Consider the following 17,085-nt stretch of genomic DNA (forward strand, 5'->3'; position numbering starts at 1 on the left):
GGGCGCCCTTCCAAAGCCGCTTCCCTTTGTTAAGCCTTTTGTTACGTCGAATGGCAATCGCCCACTTGGCCGAATAAAAGACGGCGAAGGCTCCTCAAAGAGGGCCTCCGCCGTCGAAAATTCCGTCGCACGTCTGATGAGCGAGGAGCGTAAGGACTAAAGAAGGTCGTCCAGTCCGGGGTTCAGTCGCTTGAGGACCTCCGAGTGCAGGATCGAGTTCGTTGCCAAGGCATTGCCGCCAAAGGGACCGTCTTCGCCCTCCAAGGACGTGAAGCGGCCGCCGGCCTCAGTGACGATGGGGACGAGGGCTGCCATGTCGTAGAGGTTCAACTCCGGCTCACAGGCGATGTCGACCGCACCCTCGGCCACGAGGCAGTAAGACCAGAAGTCACCGTAGGCGCGGGTGCGCCAGATGTCTTCGGTGAGCCCCATGAATTCATCCAGGTTGCCGCGTTCCTTCCACCCCGAAAGGCTGGAATATGACATGGAAGCATCGGCCAGGCGGGAGACGTTCGACACCTTGAGCCGCGTTGCCGAGGCGAGGGAGCGGCCCATGTAGGCGCCCATGTCCTTGGCAGCCCACCATCTCTTGCCCAGGGCCGGCGCACTGACTACGCCCACCACGGGTTCCCCTTCGTCGACGAGGGCGATCAGTGTTGCCCACACCGGGACGCCGCGGACAAAGTTTTTGGTGCCGTCAATGGGGTCGATGATCCAACGGCGCGAACCGTGTCCACTGCTGCCGAACTCCTCGCCGAGGACCGCATCCCGCGGACGGGAGCGGGACAATTGGCCGCGGATTGCTTCTTCAGCGGCCTTGTCAGCGTCAGTTACCGGCGTGAGGTCGGGCTTGGTTTCGATCTGCAGGTCCAGTGCCTTGAAGCGATCCATGGTCTGGGCGTCGACTGAATCAGCGAGGACATGGGCAAGGCGCAGGTCATCGTTGTAGGTGGAAACGGGTTGGGTCATGCCACCAAACTATCCTGAAACGTTCGCTGCAGTGGGGAGGTGAAGCCGGCAACGATTAGTTGACGGTTCCCAGCTCCTTGGTCTCTTTGGCTTCGAGCCTTGGGTCTGCACCGAGCAGGCGGCGCAGGGAGGCCAGTCGTGCTACTCCTGACGGGCCGGCATGGCCATCGTTCACCCATGCATCCAGACCGCAGTTAGTAGCGTTGGCACCATGCTTGCAACCGCGGTCGCAGGTCTCCGTGCCGGGCTCGAGATCCGGGAATGAATGCAGGATCCGGTCCGGGTCCACATGCGCCAAGCCGAAGGATCGAATGCCGGGAGTGTCGATGATCCAGCTGCCGGAGGGAGCATCGTCAAGTTTGAGTGCCAAAGCCGAGGATGAGGTGTGTCGGCCCCGGCCTGTCACCGCGTTGACACCGCCCGTGGCGCGCTCTGCACCTGTCAGGGCATTAACCATGGTGGATTTACCCACGCCGGAGTGGCCGAGCATGACCGTGACTTTTCCACCGAGGTGTGAGCGCAGCTGGGATACAGCGTCCTTGTCCAGGCGGGCTGAGAGCCCATCGTCCGAGCGGGCATCGATGCCGCCGGCCTCGGAATCAGCAGTCCGGCTGATGATCACGGGAAAGTCCAAGCTCAAGTAATTGGCAAGGAGTTCGGCCGGGTCTTTGACATCCGCCTTGGTGATGAGCAGCAGCGGCTCAATGCCGGCGTCGTATGCTGCCACCAGCGCACGATCAATGAATCCGGTACGCGGTTCGGGGTTGGCTGCTGCAACAACCACAACGAGTTGATCGGCATTGGCCACCACAACCCGTTCAATCGGGTCGGTATCGTCAGCACTGCGGCGGAGCAGCGTCTTTCGCTCTTCCACCCGGACCAGGCGCGCCAGGGTGTCAGGTGAGCCTGAGACGTCCCCGACCAAGGCGACAAAGTCGCCAGGGACAACGGGATTACGCCGCAGTTCACGGGCACGGGCTGCAATAACGATGCGTTCTTCGGCGGAATCTTCGCCAACAATTGCCCTGTACCGTCCGCGGTCCACGGTGATGATCCTGCCAATCACGGCGTCATCGTGGCTGGGGCGGTCTTTGGTGCGAGGCCTGGATCCTTTTTTGCTGGGACGGATCCGGACATCGGATTCGTCCCAGGAGCGTGCGTTACGGCCCATGGTCAGTTGCTGGCCTCATCAAGATCGTCGGTGTCATCGGTTCGCTGCAGCATGGCCCCCCACATTTGCGGGAACTCCGGCATGGTTTTGGACGTCGTGGCGATGTCTTCGACTTGTACGCCCTCGACTGCGAGCCCAAGGATGGCGCCGGCAGTGGCCATGCGGTGGTCGGCGTAGCTGTGGACCACGCCACCGTGCAGGGCGGCCGGGCGGATTACCAAGCCATCGGCGGTTTCTTCAGCGTCGCCTCCGAGCCCGTTGATCTCGGCAACCAACGCGGCGAGTCGGTCAGTTTCGTGGCCCCGGAGGTGGGCAATACCGGTCAGCCGCGAGGGCCCTGTGGCCAAGGCGCACAAGGCGGCCACAGTGGGTGCCAGTTCGCTGGTTTCATCGAAGTCGGCACCCTTGATTTCGGCCCCGCCGGTCACCGTCAGTGTTCCGTCCTTGAACGTTACCTCTGCTCCCATGGCCGCCAGGATGGTGCGCCACTGATCGCCCACTTGCGTGGTGCCGGCAGGCCAATTGGGAATGCGGACGGTGCCACGAGTGGCCAGAGCCGCGGCGAGGAAAGGTCCTGCATTGGAGAGGTCTTGTTCGATCCGCTGGTCGAAAGCGCGGATGGGGCCGGGGGAGACCCGCCAGTGGTTGGGGACTGAATCATCCACGACGACGCCGACGCTGCGGAGCACCTCCACAGTCATGGTGATGTGGTCCAAGCTGGGAACCGGCTTGCCCACGTGCTCCAGATGCAGCCCCTCGACGAACCGGGCGCCGACCAGCAGCAACGCGGAAACGAACTGCGAGGAAGCGCTGGCGTCAATCACCAGGTGGCCGCCCCTGACCTCGCCGGTACCTTCTACGGCGAAGGGAAGGGACGACGGCGTCCTGCCGCCGTCTGCTGCCACCGGGACTCCGAGGGCGATCAGGGCTTCGATGATGGTCCCCATGGGCCGCTTGCGGGCGTGAGGGTCGCCGTCGAAGACTGTGACGCCGTTACGCAGCGCAGCCAGCGGGGGAACGAACCGCATGACGGTTCCCGCAAGCCCGCAGTCGATCGCCGTCTGAGGGCCTGACGCAGACGGGTCCAGGGGCGTAATTTCCAAGTCCGGGCCGAAATGGCCGTCGCCGGGTACCTCAGTGACAGTGGCGCCCAACTGCTGGAGGGCTTGGATCATGAGGGCAGAGTCGCGGGAATGAAGCGGAGCCCGCAACCGTGAGGGACTATCCGCCAAAGCCGCCAACACCAGGAACCGATTGGTGAGCGACTTTGAACCGGGGACCGCCACTGTTGCGTCCACTGGCCCTTGGGCGTACGGGGCCGGCCAGAGTGGCAACGTGGTGGCGGTTTTACTTGATTCGGTGTTTGCGGCGGTGGTACCGGTCATGCTTCCTTATGCTCCAACTGCGTTGTCAACGGCCTGGCGAACTGCTTTGTCTGCACGCTTGATCTGCTTGCCTGTCACCTTCTTGGCATCGGCAGCCAAGTGCTCTGCCCGCCAAGCGATGCTGGGGCGCCCCGCAGTGTCAACTGAGGCCAGAAGGACGCCGCCCGTGAGGGAAATGTTCTTCAGCAACCGGGCCTTGCGGGCGCTACGGCCTTCCTTGGTGCTGATGTCGGCAGAACGCCACTCGACGTAGGAGTTCAAAGCCGAGGTGACGGTGAGAACCGTAGCGGCGAAGCGGGAGAGCTTGCCGAGCCCGAGGAGGGCTCCGGCTCCCAGTTGTGCTCCGCCGATCAGGCGCGCAAGTGTCTTTTCGTCAGCCTTGAAAGGCAGGGACTCGGAGGCGCGACGAAGGACGGGCGAGAGTTGCTTCGCAGTGTCGTCCGCGTTCCTGAGCTTGTCCAGCCCTGCGACGACGAAGCTGGACGCGAGCATGGGACGTGCGAGAAAACGGATAACAGACATGTCTTGCCTCCTGGATGGCTTGCCACATTGGTTCGATGAATGTTGTGTTCAAAGGGTGCAGTCTGCTCTAGTCTTGCACTTTTGCGGAATATTTACCCGGCAGCAACCGTTGTGAACCACAGGTGCGGTGGAGACCGGACTGCGGCATGGTGTATGCCGCCTGTTGAACGGAGTTGGTTTTTTGACTTTGGTTAAGGACCGGTTGGTGCTTCCGGAGCCTGGATATGGAATGCAGCCGGAATCCCGGCAGCTGACAGTAGACTTGGCAACGATGAGCACCACTGAACCGGCCGCAGCGGCCATGTACCAGACAGCCGGCGCGGATGATGACGCGACGGCGGCAAACGACGTCGATCCTGCTTCGGAGACACCCGAGCAGCGGCGGGCGCGCTTCGAACGTGACGCCATGCAGTACGTCGACCAGCTGTACTCGGCCGCCATGCGGATGGCGCGAAACCCATCCGATGCTGAAGATCTGGTCCAAGAGGCCTACACCAAGGCGTTTTCGGCGTTCCATCAATACAAGCCCGGAACCAACCTCAAAGCCTGGCTTTACCGGATCCTCACCAACACCTACATCAACCTCTACCGGAAGCGGCAGCGCGAGCCGCTGCAGTCCAACTCGGACACGATCGAGGATTGGCAGTTGGCCAAGGCAGAGTCGCACACCTCGGCCGGCCTGCGGTCGGCAGAGACCGAGGCTCTGGATCACCTCCCGGACTCCGACGTGAAGAATGCCTTGCAGTCGATCCCTGAGGAATTCCGCCTGGCGGTGTACTTCGCGGATGTCGAAGGGTACGCGTACAAGCAGATTTCAGAGATTATGAATACCCCGATCGGCACTGTCATGTCACGGTTGCACCGCGGCAGGAAGATGCTGCGGGACATGTTGGCGGACTATGCCGCCGAACGGGGCTTCAGGGCCCAAACCGAAGATCAGGCCGCGGCCGGAAGCAACAATCAGGAGAAAGAGAAATGAGCGACTGCCAGGGATTGGGCGATTGCGACGATACGCGAATGCAGCGGATCTACGAGTACCTCGACGGTGCATTGACCCGGGAGGATCTCACGGAGATCAAGCAGCACCTGGACACCTGCGGGGAGTGTGCCGAACAGTATGACCTTGAGTGCCTCATCCGCACCATGGTTAAGCGTTCCTGCACTGAATCTGCCCCCGAGAACCTGAAGAACTCAATACTCGACAGGATCCACGCCATCAAGCCTGTGGACGCCTGATAATCCAGTCTTAACGTCGAAGGCCCCGGAAACCGCATGGTTTCCGGGGCCTTCGCTTTTAAGCCTGTAACGCTAAGCCGGTGGCTTAGGTGTTGGGACGCTTGCCGTGGTTCGCGCCGCCGCGCTTACGGTCACGACGCTTACGTGCACGCTTGCTCATAGCTGGCCTCCTTCAAGGATTGATACTCAATAAAGCTGCCCTCCAGTTTCGCACATCCGGGTGCCGCGCCGCGAACCGGACGGGTTTGTGGTGCTGCGGGTTGGCGCGGCGGTCAGTTCCGCAGCGAATTCCTGATGGAGATCCTTGCTTGGTCCAGGACAGTGCGAACGGTTTCCAGGGCTACGGGAGTCAATGGGTGCGAGGCGCCATGCTGGCGCAATTCAACCCGGATGTCGTCTCTGAAGGACTGAACCATCAGCTCCGCCTCCTTGAGGATGCGCTGGCCTTCGGGAGTGTAGCCCGCAGTCCGGCTCCTGAACGTTCCCGTGGTTGCGCTGGTGCGTGCGGCTTCAGCAGTCGCTGCCAGATCTGCGCGGAGGCCCCGCATGTTGGTCTGGATATCTTCCCGAAGGTTGTCGGCCAGCCGCCTGACGGAGGCCGATATGGTGTCCTCGACATCCGCCAGTTCCTGGCGGCGGCCGTCCAGTTCAGATCGGCCAGCTTCCGTGATGAAGTACTTGGTACGGCGCCCGTCTGTCTCGGTGGCAACAAGGCCTTCTTCCTCCAACTTGGCCAAGCGGGGGTAGATGGTTCCGGCGCTGGGCGAATACGTGCCGCCAAAGCGGTCGCCCAGTGCCTTGATCAATTCATAACCGTGTTTGGGACCCGTCTCGAGCAGTGCAAGCAGGTATAGCCGCAGCGCGCCGTGCGCGAAGACCGGAGGCATCAGAGACCCGCTTCCCCGGGGACCGGGTGACCGTTATCCGGTGCTGGCGCTGAGCCGTGAATGATATAGGTCTTGCCGGATACGGTGTTGGTCCGCACCAGCATCAGCCGCTCGTCTGGGCCGACAATGGTGTGGACGTTGCTCCCGGGTTGGGCGTACATCTGGTCGTCGATCACCACGGTTCCGCTGGCTGACTTTGCCACGATATCCAGGCCCACATCATGCGGCAGCCGGATGGTCAGGTCCCCCGACACGGAGTTGGCCCCGAGGTCGTTGGTGTAGTCCTGGAGATCGAAGCTGAGGTCGCCGCTCACGGTGCTGGCCCGGACGTTTTTGAACGTCCCTGAGGCGGTAACTTCACCAGAGACGCTCTTGGCGGTCAGGACGCCGTCGTGGTTCCTGACGATCACTTCACCACTGACGGTGTTGACATGCAATTCGCCACTGGTGCCGTCTGCCATGACGGAACCGGAAACGGTGTTCAGCCGCGAGCGGCCGCTGATGCCCGAGACCATGCCGTCGCCGCTCACCGTCCCCGCTTCGACGTCGACGCCGGGTGGCAGCGCGATGCCGACCACCACTGAGTTGGTGCTGGTGTTGTTGACAGTTCCCATCAGGTTGCGGAACCAGCCTTGCGGCCCCTGCAGTTGGTGGCGTACTTCCAGGCGTCCATCCACCAACGTGACAGTGAGTGGGTCGCCGGTGATCTCGCTGATTTCGATGCGGACGAAGGGCTCGTCGTGGGTCATGACGTCAAAGCGGCCTTTGACGATTCCCAGCTTCAGGGAGCGGACGTCGTCCACATCAATGGTTTGCGGACCCGTCACGGTCCATAGTTCGTCTGACATGATCCCTCCAAGTTGCGATATATCGCGTTGATGAGAACACGCTATATCGCGAATTGCAGGGGCGCAATAGCCTAGCGGATGGGAGTCAGGATGACGGGCGGTAGACCGTATCGATGAGGGAGCGGGCGATGGTCACGGCCGGGTCCTTCCCATCGGCGGTCGGTGCCAGGTTGGTCCACACCACGAGGGTTACGCCATTGATCGGATCGCTGCCCATGAAGGTGTTGAAGCCCGGGAGTTCCCCAGTGTGGCCGTACAGGTTGCCGAACTTGGCAATCCCTAACCCATACGAAGCGCCGGTTGGGTTATTCGGATTGGTCGGGGTGACGCTGTGGAGCCGTTGTTGCTGAAGTTCCGGTTTCAAGAGCTTTCCGTTAACAAGGCCTTCGCCCAGCGTCTTCAGGTCCGTTGCCGTGGAAATCCCGGAACCGGCGGCCCAAGCCCATGACGGGTTGACGTCAGTGACGTCGTTGGGTGCGAGGGTGCCCGCCGTTGCTTCCTTCTGCATGTCCTCCGGAAGGGCGGGATTGGTCATGGTGAGGACGTTGTCACCGTAGAAGTAGCCCTGGGGGTGCGGCTCTGGAATGCCGTTGGACGAAATGTCGGGAAAAACCGTTCCCTTCAAGCCGAGGGGCTCAAAGATGCGCTCCTTGAAAAGGTCACCGAGCGGCTTCCCTCCGACTTTCTCCGCGATGAGGCCAAGAAGGACCGTGTTGGTGTTGGAGTAATGGAACCCTTGGCCGGGCGCGAAGTACGGTTGATGGGCAAACGCCAGGGCGATGAGCTCCTCCGGCTGCCAGACTCTCTGAGGCTCTTTGTCCATGGCTGTATTGAGCTCAAGGGTCTCCGTGTAGTTGAACAGACCGCTCCGCATGGTCAGCATCTGTTCCAGGGTGATTGCACCACCGTTGGGAACGTCGGGGCGATACTTGGACACGGGATCATCCAGTGCGAGCTTGCCCTCCTGAACCAACTGCAGGATGACAGTGGTGGTCCAGGTCTTCGTGACGGAACCTACCCGGATATGGTCCTCCGCGGTTACCGGCCGGTCGGAGCCCCGGACGCCCGTGCCGTACGAAGCACTAAGCGTTCCCTCGGGCGTCTCAAGCAGCACAACGGCTCCGGGTACCAGGACTTCCTTCGCTGCCCGTTCGAACTCCGCGCGTAAGCTCGCGGCATCGAAGGGCTGCAAAGCTGCAGAGGCAGCTGTAGCCGAGGTGGTGGCCGACGTTGGTGCGGGTGCTGTGGAAGATGAGGGGGCCGTGGAAGAGATGGCAGGGGAGGGAGGACCGGAACTGCAGGAAACTGTGGCGGCGACGGCGGCCACGATGGCCACTGTGACTGTTGCTCTGACAGAAACCTGCATGTTCCGCGTCATGGCTACTCCGGTTGAGCGATATTAAGCCATTGGAACCAGCCGCGGTGCAGCACGAGCCACGCAATCAATCCGTAGCCCGCCTGGCCCGGTGTGCCCCCATTGGCTGCGAGGTCCGTCCTCCACTGCTCATGATTGAGCAACGGAGAGAACGTGTCAACGTAATGATGATTTCGCCTGGTGGTGACATCGGCAAAGGCGGTGTTCAGCTCGGCCAGCCGCTTGTTGCGGGCGGGATCCAAGGTGGGCGGCGGGCCCACCACAAAGACCTCCACGCTGCTGTGCGAGGCACCGTCAAGAATGTTGGCAAGATTCAGGCGGCTGCGTGCCGTGGACAGTCCAAACTCAAGGTCGCGTCCCGAAAGGCCGATCACGAGTCGATTCTCATGCTGATCGCTGAAACGCCTTCCGGCTTCATCCTGCCAGCGCGAGGCAAGGCCCTCGGTACCTTCCATGGGGCAGGGGAGCGGGAAACTTTCCACCACAACGGAGTCCTGGGGCGTACGGGCCAGCACTCTTCCGAGCCAGCCCAAGGCGCGGGGATCCCCCAGGCCCGCGAGTAGTTCATCTCCTACAGCTGCGATGCGCAGCTTCCTGTCTTCCACGGTTACCTCTTCACACTCGTTGCGGTCCTTGCACAGTTTCCGGATCATGCGCCGGTTTGGAAACCGGGTACCTGTCCCATTAAACAGAACTGCCCGGCCTAAGGCGCGCACATCGCTCCTCAGGCCGGGCAGTTTTGCTTACTTGCGTTCGAACGCCTGCTTTATCAGGGCATCCTGTTCAGCGGCGTGGCGCTTCATGGATCCGGCAGCGGTGGATGCCGAAGCCGGACGCGACACGAGGCGGAGCTTGCGGTCAAGTTCCGGCGCCAGGTTCAGGCCCATGAACGGCCAGGGACCCTGGTTGGCAGGCTCGTCCTGTGCCCACACGATGTCGGCGTTCGGGTACTTGGCGAGCTCGGCGTCAATCTCAGCCTTGGGCAGCGGGTACAGCTGCTCTACGCGGATGATCGCCGTCGAGGTATCACCGGACTTTTGACGGTTGGACAGGAGGTCGTAGTACAACCGGCCGGAGACCAGGATGACGCGGTCCACATTGGCCGGCTGCACGTCCGGGTCACCAATAACCGTCTTGAAGCCGCCGGTGGTGAAGTCCTCAACAGCCGAAGCTGCACCCTTGAGGCGGAGCAGCTGCTTGGGGGTGAAGATGATCAGCGGCTTCCGCGGACGGCTGTAGGCCTGACGGCGCAACAGGTGGAAGTGCGAGGCAGCAGTCGTGGGGTTGGCCACGATCATGTTGTCCTCGGCGCACATCTGTAGGAAGCGCTCAATACGTGCCGACGAGTGGTCCGGCCCCTGGCCTTCGTAGCCGTGCGGGAGCATGAGCACCAGCGAGGAGCGCTGGCCCCACTTCTGTTCAGCAGAGGAAATGAACTCGTCAATGATGGTTTGGGCGCCATTGACGAAGTCACCGAACTGGGCTTCCCAAAGAACCAAAGCATCCGGACGTTCCACCGAGTAGCCGTATTCGAAGCCCATGGCAGCGTATTCGGACAACAGGGAGTCGTAGATCCACAGCTTTGCCTGGTCATCGGAAAGGTTGCCCAAAGGCAGCCATTCGTTACCGTTGGCGCGGTCGTGGAACACGGCATGGCGCTGGACGAACGTGCCACGGCGCGAGTCCTGGCCAGCAAGGCGCACGGGTACGCCTTCCATGATCAGTGAGCCGAAAGCAGCGATTTCGCCGAAGCCCCAGTCGATGCCGCCTTCACGGGACATCTGCTCACGCTTCTCCAGAAGCTGCTTGAGCTTGGAGTGAACGGTGAAGCCCTCCGGGATTTCCAGGTGAGCCTTGCCGATACGGGCCAAGGTCTCAGTGGAGATCGCGGTGGAAGCCGGCGAATTAGTGCCGAAGTCAGCCTGCTGGGCAATGGGCCGCTCAATGTCAGAGACGGCAGCGGAGTCCGCAGTGATGATCGGGATCGGCGATGTTTGAGCGGCGTGAGTCTCAGCGAAGACGCGCTCCAGACGCTCCTGGTAGTCGCGGAGCAGCTGCTCTGCTTCTTCCTCGGTGATATCGCCGCGGCCGATGAGCGACTCGGTGTACAGCTTGCGGACGGAGCGCTTGGCTTCGATCAAGTTGTACATGAGCGGCTGGGTCATCGAGGGGTCGTCGCCTTCGTTGTGACCACGTCGGCGGTAGCAGACCATGTCGATGACAACGTCCTTGTGGAAACGCTGACGGAACTCGTAGGCGAGCTGCGCAACACGCACCACGGCCTCGGGGTCGTCGCCGTTCACATGGAAGACCGGTGCCTGGATCATCTTGGCAACGTCCGTGGAATACGTTGACGAACGCGAGGATGAAGGCGCAGTGGTGAAGCCAACCTGGTTGTTGACGATCACGTGGATGGTGCCGCCGGTGCGGTAGCCACGCAGCTGCGAGAGGTTGAGGGTCTCAGCCACAACACCCTGGCCTGCGAAAGCGGCGTCACCGTGGACCATGATGGGCAGAACAGGGAATGATTCGCCCTGGTCCAGGCGGTCCTGCTTTGCCCGGACGATGCCCTCAAGGACGGAGTCCACGGCTTCCAGGTGAGACGGGTTGGCGGCAAGGTAGACCTTGGTCTGCTTGCCGTTGTCCGAGGTGAAGGTTCCTTCGGTGCCGAGGTGGTACTTGACGTCACCGGAACCCTGGACGGAGCGGGGGTCCTGGGTGCCCTCGAACTCGCGGAAGACCTGTGCGTAAGTCTTACCGGCGATGTTGGTCAGCACGTTGAGGCGGCCACGGTGGGCCATGCCAATGGCAACTTCGTCCAGTCCGTCGTCGGCCGCGTCCGAGATGACGGCGTCCAGCAGCGGAATCAGCGACTCGCCACCTTCAAGGGAGAAGCGCTTCTGGCCGACGAACTTGGTCTGCAGGAACGTCTCAAAAGCCTCTGCGGCGTTGAGCTTGGAGACAATGCGCAGCTGCTCTTCGCGGCTCGGCTTGGAATACGGGTGCTCCAGCTGATCCTGGAACCATTTGCGTTCGGCAGGCTCCTGGATGTGCATGTATTCGATGCCCGTGGTGCGGCAGTAAGCGTCGCGAAGAACACCAAGGATGTCGCGGAATTTGAGCTGAGGCTTGCCGCCAAAGCCGCCGGTGGGCCATTCACGGTCCAGGTCCCAGAGCGTCAGCCCATAGGTCAGGACGTCAAGGTCCGGGTGTTTGCGCTGCACGTACTCCAAAGGGTCGGTGTCAGCCATCAAGTGGCCGCGCACGCGGTAGGAGTGGATCAGCTGCTGGATGCGGGCGACCTTGTTGATTTCGTCGGCCGGGTCCACCTGGAGGTCCGGGCTCCAGCGAACGGGCTCGTACGGAATGCGCAGGGCCTCGAAGATTTCGTCGTAGAAGTTCTGCGCGCCGAGGAGGAGTTGGTGGACCAGCTTGAGGAACTCGCCACTTCCTGCGCCCTGAATCACCCGGTGATCGTAGGTGGAGGTCAGGGTGAGGATCTTGCTGATGGCGTTCTGGGCGATGATTTTCTCGCTGGCACCCTGGAACTCTGCCGGGTAGTCAAGGGCGCCGACACCGATGATGGCAGCCTGTCCCTTGGAGAGGCGCGGCACAGAGTGAACTGTACCGATGCCGCCGGGGTTGGTCAGCGAAACCGTGGTACCTGCGTGGTCGTCAGCCGTCAGCTTGCCGTTGCGGGCGCGCTTGATGAGGTCCTCGTAGGTGTGCCAGAACTCGGCGAAGTCCATGGTCTCCGCCTTCTTGATGTTGGGAACCATCAAGAGTCGGGTGCCGTCGGGCTTGGGCATGTCAATGGCGATGCCAAAGTTGACGTGTGCGGGCTGCACAGCGCTCGGCTTGCCATCAATTTCGTCGTAGTAGACGTTCATGGACGGGAACTGGGAAAGAGCGCGAACAACGGCGTAACCGATGAGGTGCGTGAAGGACACCTTGCCACCGCGGGCGCGGGCAAGGTTGGAGTTGATGACCACGCGGTTATCAATGAGCAGCTTGGCAGGAACTGCCCGGACGCTCGTGGCTGTAGGCACTTCCAGGCTGGTGACCATGTTGGTGGCGATGGCCTTGGCCGGGCCGCGGAGGACAGAAACAACGTCTTCCTCGGGTGCCGTGGGAGCTTTGGTGCTCTTGGGCAGCTGTGCCGGGATGGGCTGGGCCGTGGCGCCGGCGACGGGCTTCTTTGCTCCGTCCCGGGCAACCGTGGCGGGTGCCTTTTTCGCCGGGGCCGGTGCCGCCGGTGCAGATTCGGGGGCAGCTGGGGGAGCGGCCGGCGTCGGTGCCGGTGCCGCTGCGGCCGGAGCTACCACTGGAAGTACTTGTGTAGGGGGATTGACAGCCGATGCGGCTGCGGAGGATCCGTTGGAAGAAGTGCCGTCACCGGAAGCAAAGGACTCGAAGAGCGGCCACCACTTGGCGTCGACCGAATTCTTGTCCTGTTGGTACCGCTCGTACAGTTCGTCAACGAGCCACTCGTTTCCGCCAAATTCCTCTGGTAGACGGTGGCTGGGCTGCTCTGGCACTTGAAATACGCCTCTTCCATGAGTGTTGTTTTCCCGCTGGCCACAGATGCTCTCCACAATGACGGGCCAGGGTCCGGGTCCCGCGAACTCAGACCCATGTCAGTCTAGTTAGCATCGTTGGTTAACTGCCAATAGTGGTGACCTAAATCATGTTGCGGCTGACTTAATGGGCATGTCCTTCTTCTTGGAAGCGTACGTGAAGCCGGCGAGGCGTCGCTGGCGTGCGGACTGTAGACTGAAATCCTTATGGACAGTAAATCTAGGTGCCGGCCTGGGAACTGTCGGGGGAGTCATTCTGGCTACTCCGTACAGCGTGCCCGTCGAGCCGGCAACACCCGTTCACATGCCCATCACGCGCCGGCGCTTCCTGCCGGCGGTGCCGCGGACCGTGCGTCCGTGGGACCCGACCAGCCTCCGCCGGGGCGAATCCCCGCGCCGCAGGCATCATCACCACTGCACGTGCCCACTCTTGGAGTGATGCGCTAAGTGGAATGGATTCTTCTCCTTGCCGGCTTTGCCTTGATTCTCGGCACCGGCTTCTTTGTAGCAGTTGAGTTTTCCCTTGTTGCTTTGGACCAAGCCAGCGTTCAGCGCGCAGTGGATAACGGCGATCACGCCGCTGCTCCGCTGCTGAAGTGCCTTAAGTCCCTCTCAACTCAGCTTTCCAGTTGCCAGTTGGGGATTACCCTGACCACCCTGTTGACGGGTTTCGTGATGGAGCCTTCTGTTGGCCAGCTGTTGGTGGGCCCCCTCGGCTTGTTGGGCCTGGCTCCAGAAGTAGCTCATTCGGTGGCGCTGATTGTTGCCATGGCTTTCGCCACGCTCCTGTCGATGCTTCTGGGCGAGCTGGTCCCCAAGAACATGGCCATCGCCCTCGCTTTCCCTTTGGGTAAGCGCCTTGCACGACCCCAGCTGATGTTTACTGCTGTCTTCAAACCGGCGATCGTGGTGCTGAATGGTTTCTCGAACAAGGTCCTGAACCTGTTCGGCCTTGAAGCCAAGGAAGAGATCTCGGGTGCGAGGACCCCAGCAGAACTCGCTTCGTTGGTGCGGCGCTCCGCCGAGCTGGGGACGTTGGATGCAGGCACGGCAAACTTTGTTGCCCGCACCTTGAACTTTTCCGGCCGCACTGCGGCCGATGTCATGACGCCGCGTATCCGCATGGAAACGATCGACGCCGACCAGCCGGTCTCCGATGTCCTGGACGCCGCGCGGCGAACCGGATACTCCCGATTCCCTGTCATTGGTGATTCCACCGACGACATCCGGGGCGTGGTCCACGTCAAAAAGGCGGTAGCTGTGCCCGCGGAGCGTCGGACCAAGCTTGAGGCCGGTGCCATCATGACGGACGTGCTGCAGGTCCCGGAAACGATCCACTTGGACGCCCTTCTCTCTGAATTGCGCGAAGGTAACCTCCAACTCGCGGTGGTGCTCGATGAATACGGCGGAACCGCGGGCATCACCACCCTCGAGGACCTTGTGGAGGAAATTGTCGGGGAAGTTGCTGACGAGCACGACAAAGTCCGCCCGGGAGTGCTGCAGAGTGCATCCGGCGACTGGTACTTCCCGGGCTTGCTGAGGCCGGATGAGGTTTCCGAGCAAATTCCCAACCTCACTGTCCCCGACGAATCCGCCTACGAGACCGTGGGAGGCTACGTCATGAGTCGGCTGGGACGCATTGCCAGGACGGGCGACGTCGTCGAAACCGTCGGCGGGACGCTGACTGTGACCAGGATGGACGGCCGAAGGATCGACAGGATCTGTTTCCATCACGTGGAGACTGAGACTGTGCCTCCTGAGGACGCCGGGAATTCGCGTCATGAAGCAGGTGCGCTATGAGTGACTGGGCAGGAATCGTCTGGCTCGTGGTGCTCCTGATTGGCAACGCGTTCTTTGTGGGTGCTGAATTTGCGGTCATGTCCGCGCGTCGGAGCCAGATTGAGCCGTTGGCCGAAGCCGGGTCCAAACGAGCACAAACAACACTGCGCGCCATGGAAAATGTCTCGCTGATGCTCGCCTGCGCACAGCTGGGCATCACCGTCTGCTCCCTCCTGATCCTTCAGGTTGCGGAGCCTGCCATCCATCATCTGTTGGCTGAGCCCCTTGAACTGGTGGGTGTTCCGGTTGAACTGGCAGACATCATTGCCTTCGCCATCGCATTGCTGTTTGTCACGTTCCTGCACGTCACTTTTGGCGAAATGGTTCCCAAGAACATCTCGGTTTCCGTTGCGGACAAGGCGGCCCTCTTGTTGGCGCCGCCGCTGATGTTCATCGCGCGGGTGGTGAATCCGATTATCTGGTCGCTGAACTGGCTGGCCAACCACATCCTTCGGCTGATGAAGATTGAGCCCAAGGATGAAGTGTCTTCGTCCTTCACGCTTGAGGAAGTGCAGTCGATTGTTCAGGAGTCCACACGCCATGGATTGGTGGACGACGACGCGGGGCTGTTGAGCGGTGCCCTGGAATTCTCGGAGCACACCGCTTCGCACATCATGGTTCCCTTGGACAAGTTGGTGGTGCTGAAGACTGCATCCACCCCAGTCGACTTGGAGAAGGCGGTCAGCCGCACCGGATTCTCCCGGTTCCCCATGATCGACGACGACGGCGAACTCGCCGGTTACCTGCACGTGAAGGACATCCTGTCCATTCCGGACGAGGGCAGGAAGCACCCGATTGCCGAGGGCCGGATCCGGTCACTGGCCAACCTTGCCCCGGACGACGAAATCGAGCAGGCCATGTCCGTTATGCAGCGCACAGGTTCGCACTTGGCCCGCGTTGTGGGTGCGGGTGGGGAGACTCAGGGTGTGTTGTTCCTCGAAGACGTGATCGAGCAGTTGGTGGGTGAGATCCGCGATGCCACTCAGGCCACCGGTATCCGTCGCTATGGCGGCCAGCAGGTGCAGTAGAACGTGGTGGATCAGTCTGGCGTTGCCCGGGTTCGGGTGACGCCAGACGTGTCTAAATAGGAATCATTCCCATTTAGGGCTACACTGAGATCTGCCAGTAATTGTGTTTGATTCTCATTTTGAGTAGATCCGAGGTCTTCGTGCGTCGTTCCGCCACCCGCCTGTCCGTGGCCGCTTCAGCAGCTCTTTCCGCCCTGCTGCTGTCTTCTTGTGCCGGTACTGCCGGGGCAAACAGCGAGTCGTCAGCAAGCGCCATCGAGGTTGTCACTTCCACAAACGTCTACGGGGATGTTGTGAAGGCAGTCGGCGGGGACAAGGTCAAGGTGAGCTCCATCATCACCAAGACAAGCCAGGACCCGCACTCCTATGAGGCAAGCGCCCAGGACAAGCTGGTGATCTCCAAGGCCAAGCTCGTGGTGGAGAACGGCGGCGGCTATGACGAGTTTCTCCACAAGATAGCCGATGAGACGAAGGTCGGCCACGAGAACATGATCAGCGCCGTCGAGATCTCAGGCCTTGCTCCTGAGGAGGAGGGCCATAGCGAAGAAACCCACAGCGAAGAGGGCCACACCCATAACCACGGAGAGTTCAACGAGCACGTCTGGTACAGCTTGGACACCATGGGCAAGCTTGCCGATGCCGTTGCCACCAAGCTGGGCAGCTTGGATGCGGGATCGGCCGCCACCTTCACATCGAATGCCGAAGCCTTCAAAGCCAAACTTGCTGACCTCACCGGAAAGCTCGACGCCGTCAAGGCCGCCAATGAGCATGCTCCGGTAGCCGTGACCGAGCCCGTGCCGTTGTACCTCCTGGAAGCTGCCGGCCTGGAAAACAAGACCCCCGAGGCTTACAGTGCTGCCATTGAAGAGGAAACAGATGTTCCGGCCGCTGTGCTGAAGGAAACCACTGACCTTGTCAGCGCCAAGTCGGTGAGATTCCTTGCCTACAACGAGCAGACGGAAGGGCCCCAGACTGAAAGCGTCAAACGGGCCGCAGAAGCCGCTGGTGTTCCGGTGGTGAACTTCACCGAGACACTGCCTGACGGCAAGGATTACGTCCAGTGGATGTCCGACAATGTTGAAGCGGTCTCCTCCGCACTCAAGAAGTAGCATTTCCCGACACCCCGCATGCGGTGAAGGGCCCTGCCAACGTCCTAAGATATTCAGGATGGCTGCGGGGCCTTTTGCCTGCCACCTGCACGGCCGCGAATATCAGCGGCACAACTGACTGCGTCCCAGCAGCGCACGG

15 protein-coding genes are annotated in these 17,085 nt (G+C 61.4%); 5 read left to right on the forward strand and 10 right to left on the reverse strand.

Going from position 1 to position 17,085, the window contains the following annotated elements:
- Positions 1–156 precede the first annotated feature (156 nt).
- From hisN to ACIQH5_RS08670, 4 genes are read right to left on the reverse strand one after another with little or no spacing between them, the layout of a single operon-like run.
- Positions 157–969, reverse strand: coding sequence for a histidinol-phosphatase (hisN, locus tag ACIQH5_RS08655; protein ID WP_062066273.1), 813 nt, complete (start codon positions 967–969; stop codon positions 157–159).
- Between the two features lie 55 nt (positions 970–1,024).
- The gene (locus ACIQH5_RS08660; protein WP_400402113.1) at positions 1,025–2,140 is read right to left on the reverse strand and encodes a ribosome small subunit-dependent GTPase A; all 1,116 of its coding nucleotides are present in this window, start codon (positions 2,138–2,140) and stop codon (positions 1,025–1,027) included.
- A gap of 2 nt (positions 2,141–2,142) precedes the next feature.
- The gene (gene aroA / locus ACIQH5_RS08665; protein ID WP_400402115.1) at positions 2,143–3,525 is read right to left on the reverse strand and encodes a 3-phosphoshikimate 1-carboxyvinyltransferase; all 1,383 of its coding nucleotides are present in this window, start codon (positions 3,523–3,525) and stop codon (positions 2,143–2,145) included.
- A 6-nt stretch (positions 3,526–3,531) separates the two neighbouring features.
- The gene (locus ACIQH5_RS08670; protein ID WP_024817325.1) at positions 3,532–4,047 is read right to left on the reverse strand and encodes a DoxX family membrane protein; all 516 of its coding nucleotides are present in this window, start codon (positions 4,045–4,047) and stop codon (positions 3,532–3,534) included.
- 181 nt (positions 4,048–4,228) lie between these two features.
- Here ACIQH5_RS08670 and ACIQH5_RS08675 point away from each other — a divergent pair, with 181 nt between their 5' ends.
- Both ACIQH5_RS08675 and rsrA read left to right on the forward strand, forming a co-directional pair.
- On the forward strand, positions 4,229–5,026 hold the full coding sequence (locus tag ACIQH5_RS08675) for a sigma-70 family RNA polymerase sigma factor (RefSeq protein ID WP_400402117.1): 798 nt from the start codon (positions 4,229–4,231) through the stop codon (positions 5,024–5,026).
- Entirely contained in the window at positions 5,023–5,283 is a 261-nt protein-coding gene (rsrA, locus tag ACIQH5_RS08680) for a mycothiol system anti-sigma-R factor (protein WP_062066287.1), read from the forward strand. Before ACIQH5_RS08675 ends, rsrA begins: the two co-directional genes overlap by 4 nt.
- 85 nt (positions 5,284–5,368) lie before the next feature.
- On the opposite strand, the gene ACIQH5_RS08685 is transcribed toward rsrA, so the two are convergent.
- The 6 genes from ACIQH5_RS08685 to ACIQH5_RS08710 form a co-directional block, all read right to left on the reverse strand.
- Positions 5,369–5,443 (reverse strand): 50S ribosomal protein bL37, encoded by a 75-nt coding sequence (locus tag ACIQH5_RS08685; protein ID WP_369299106.1) that lies wholly within the window; start codon positions 5,441–5,443, stop codon positions 5,369–5,371.
- Positions 5,444–5,555: 112 nt separating this feature from the next.
- The gene (locus tag ACIQH5_RS08690; RefSeq protein WP_400402118.1) at positions 5,556–6,170 is read right to left on the reverse strand and encodes a PadR family transcriptional regulator; all 615 of its coding nucleotides are present in this window, start codon (positions 6,168–6,170) and stop codon (positions 5,556–5,558) included.
- A complete protein-coding gene (locus ACIQH5_RS08695; RefSeq protein WP_400402120.1) occupies positions 6,170–7,018 on the reverse strand; it encodes a DUF4097 family beta strand repeat-containing protein in 849 nt (282 codons plus the stop codon). The genes ACIQH5_RS08690 and ACIQH5_RS08695 overlap by 1 nt, the downstream gene beginning before the upstream one ends.
- A gap of 85 nt (positions 7,019–7,103) precedes the next feature.
- Positions 7,104–8,396: a serine hydrolase domain-containing protein gene (locus tag ACIQH5_RS08700; protein WP_400402121.1), complete on the reverse strand. Its 1,293-nt coding sequence runs from the start codon at positions 8,394–8,396 to the stop codon at positions 7,104–7,106.
- Between the two features lie 2 nt (positions 8,397–8,398).
- On the reverse strand, positions 8,399–9,046 hold the full coding sequence (locus ACIQH5_RS08705) for a GDSL-type esterase/lipase family protein (protein WP_062066298.1): 648 nt from the start codon (positions 9,044–9,046) through the stop codon (positions 8,399–8,401).
- A 90-nt stretch (positions 9,047–9,136) separates the two neighbouring features.
- A complete protein-coding gene (locus tag ACIQH5_RS08710; protein ID WP_400402122.1) occupies positions 9,137–12,931 on the reverse strand; it encodes a multifunctional oxoglutarate decarboxylase/oxoglutarate dehydrogenase thiamine pyrophosphate-binding subunit/dihydrolipoyllysine-residue succinyltransferase subunit in 3,795 nt (1,264 codons plus the stop codon).
- A 486-nt stretch (positions 12,932–13,417) separates the two neighbouring features.
- On the opposite strand from ACIQH5_RS08710, the gene ACIQH5_RS08715 reads away from it, so the two are divergent.
- From ACIQH5_RS08715 to ACIQH5_RS08725, 3 genes are all read left to right on the forward strand, one after another.
- On the forward strand, positions 13,418–14,770 hold the full coding sequence (locus ACIQH5_RS08715; protein WP_400402124.1) for a hemolysin family protein: 1,353 nt from the start codon (positions 13,418–13,420) through the stop codon (positions 14,768–14,770).
- The gene (locus ACIQH5_RS08720; RefSeq protein WP_400402125.1) at positions 14,767–15,837 is read left to right on the forward strand and encodes a hemolysin family protein; all 1,071 of its coding nucleotides are present in this window, start codon (positions 14,767–14,769) and stop codon (positions 15,835–15,837) included. Before ACIQH5_RS08715 ends, ACIQH5_RS08720 begins: the two co-directional genes overlap by 4 nt.
- Before the next feature lie 107 nt (positions 15,838–15,944).
- Positions 15,945–16,946 (forward strand): metal ABC transporter solute-binding protein, Zn/Mn family, encoded by a 1,002-nt coding sequence (locus tag ACIQH5_RS08725; protein ID WP_400402126.1) that lies wholly within the window; start codon positions 15,945–15,947, stop codon positions 16,944–16,946.
- Positions 16,947–17,085 lie beyond the last annotated feature (139 nt).

Source organism: Paenarthrobacter sp. NPDC091711 (assembly GCF_044756605.1).
GTDB lineage: Bacteria > Actinomycetota > Actinomycetes > Actinomycetales > Micrococcaceae > Arthrobacter.

Bases quoted from the DNA above. Each gene is read 5' to 3' on its own strand.
- ACIQH5_RS08700 (WP_400402121.1), bottom strand. From the start codon at position 8,396: ATGACGCGGAACATGCAGGTTTCTGTCAGAGCAACAGTCACAGTGGCC.
- hisN (WP_062066273.1), bottom strand. From the start codon at position 969: ATGACCCAACCCGTTTCCACCTACAACGATGACCTGCGCCTTGCCCAT.
- ACIQH5_RS08670 (WP_024817325.1), bottom strand. From the start codon at position 4,047: ATGTCTGTTATCCGTTTTCTCGCACGTCCCATGCTCGCGTCCAGCTTC.
- ACIQH5_RS08720 (WP_400402125.1), top strand. From the start codon at position 14,767: ATGAGTGACTGGGCAGGAATCGTCTGGCTCGTGGTGCTCCTGATTGGC.
- aroA (WP_400402115.1), bottom strand. From the start codon at position 3,525: ATGACCGGTACCACCGCCGCAAACACCGAATCAAGTAAAACCGCCACC.
- ACIQH5_RS08705 (WP_062066298.1), bottom strand. From the start codon at position 9,046: ATGATCCGGAAACTGTGCAAGGACCGCAACGAGTGTGAAGAGGTAACC.
- ACIQH5_RS08695 (WP_400402120.1), bottom strand. From the start codon at position 7,018: ATGTCAGACGAACTATGGACCGTGACGGGTCCGCAAACCATTGATGTG.
- rsrA (WP_062066287.1), top strand. From the start codon at position 5,023: ATGAGCGACTGCCAGGGATTGGGCGATTGCGACGATACGCGAATGCAG.
- ACIQH5_RS08660 (WP_400402113.1), bottom strand. From the start codon at position 2,140: ATGGGCCGTAACGCACGCTCCTGGGACGAATCCGATGTCCGGATCCGT.
- ACIQH5_RS08690 (WP_400402118.1), bottom strand. From the start codon at position 6,170: ATGCCTCCGGTCTTCGCGCACGGCGCGCTGCGGCTATACCTGCTTGCA.